The 1,077-nt window shown below is 71.6% G+C and carries 1 protein-coding gene; it reads left to right on the top strand.

Annotation, left to right across the window (positions count from 1 at the left end; translation table 11 throughout):
- Positions 1-1,077: acyltransferase domain-containing protein (locus MJ783_RS22685; protein WP_239313798.1), on the top strand; the 1,077-nt coding region annotated here is incomplete at both ends.

Below are 1,077 nucleotides of genomic sequence, written 5' to 3'. Positions count from 1 at the left end.
GACGAGACCGGGAACGCCGTTGCCGGACCGCTTCCCTGGGTGCTGTCCGCCAGGTCACCGCAAGCGCTGCGGGCGCAGGCGGCACGTCTGGCGTCGTTCGTGGAAGCCGATGGCGACCTCGCCCCGGTCGATGTCGCGTATTCGCTGGCCACCACCAGGGCCGCGCTTGAGCACCGCGCCGTCGTCGTCGCCGACGACCGGGACGGCTTCCTGGCCGGCCTGGGCGCGCTCGCCCGCGGCGAGGCGGCACCGAACGCGGCCGCCGGCCCCGCGCCGACGGCGGGGAAACTGGCGTTCCTGTTCACCGGCCAGGGCAGCCAGCGGCTCGGCATGGGCCGGGAGCTGTACGAGGCCTATCCGGTGTTCGCGAACGCCTTCGACGCTGTCACGCATGAGCTGGACGAGCAGCTGACGGGGCAGGTCACCCGCACCGTCCGCGATGTCCTTTTCGCCGACGGCGACACCGGCACAGACGGCGACACCGGTCTCCTCCACCAGACCGTGTTCACCCAGGCCGCGCTGTTCGCCGTCGAAACCGCGCTGTTCCGGCTGCTCGAATCCTGGCGCGTCCGGCCCGACTACCTCGCCGGGCACTCGATCGGCGAACTCACCGCCGCCCACGTCGCCGGCGTCTGGTCCCTCGCCGACGCGGCACGGGTCGTCGCGGCCAGGGGCCGGCTCATGCAGTCTCTTCCGCCCGGCGGTGCGATGATCGCTATCCAGGCGACGGAGGACGAAGTGCTCACCGCACTCGCGGCGCACGACGACAGCGTCGGTATCGCCGCCGTCAACGGGCCGAGCTCCGTTGTCATCTCCGGCGACGAGATCCCGGCCCTGCGCATCGGCGCCGAGTTCGCGGCCCAGGGCCGCAAGACCAGACGGCTTGCGGTCAGCCACGCCTTCCACTCCCCCCATATCGACGGCATGCTCGACGAGTTCCGCCAGATCACCGAAACGCTCGCCTACGCCGAGCCCCAGATACCGGTCATCTCGAACCTGACCGGCCGGCTCGCCACCGCCGACGAACTCGGTAGCGCCGAGTACTGGGTGCGCCACGTCCGCCACGCGGTCCGCTTC

Origin of the sequence: Protofrankia sp. Cj3, from assembly GCF_917627355.1 — a bacterium.
In the GTDB taxonomy this organism is placed as follows: domain Bacteria; phylum Actinomycetota; class Actinomycetes; order Frankiales; family Frankiaceae; genus Protofrankia.
The sequence above is the reverse complement of the archived record's forward strand: the minus strand, read 5'-3'. Positions and strand labels throughout refer to the sequence as shown.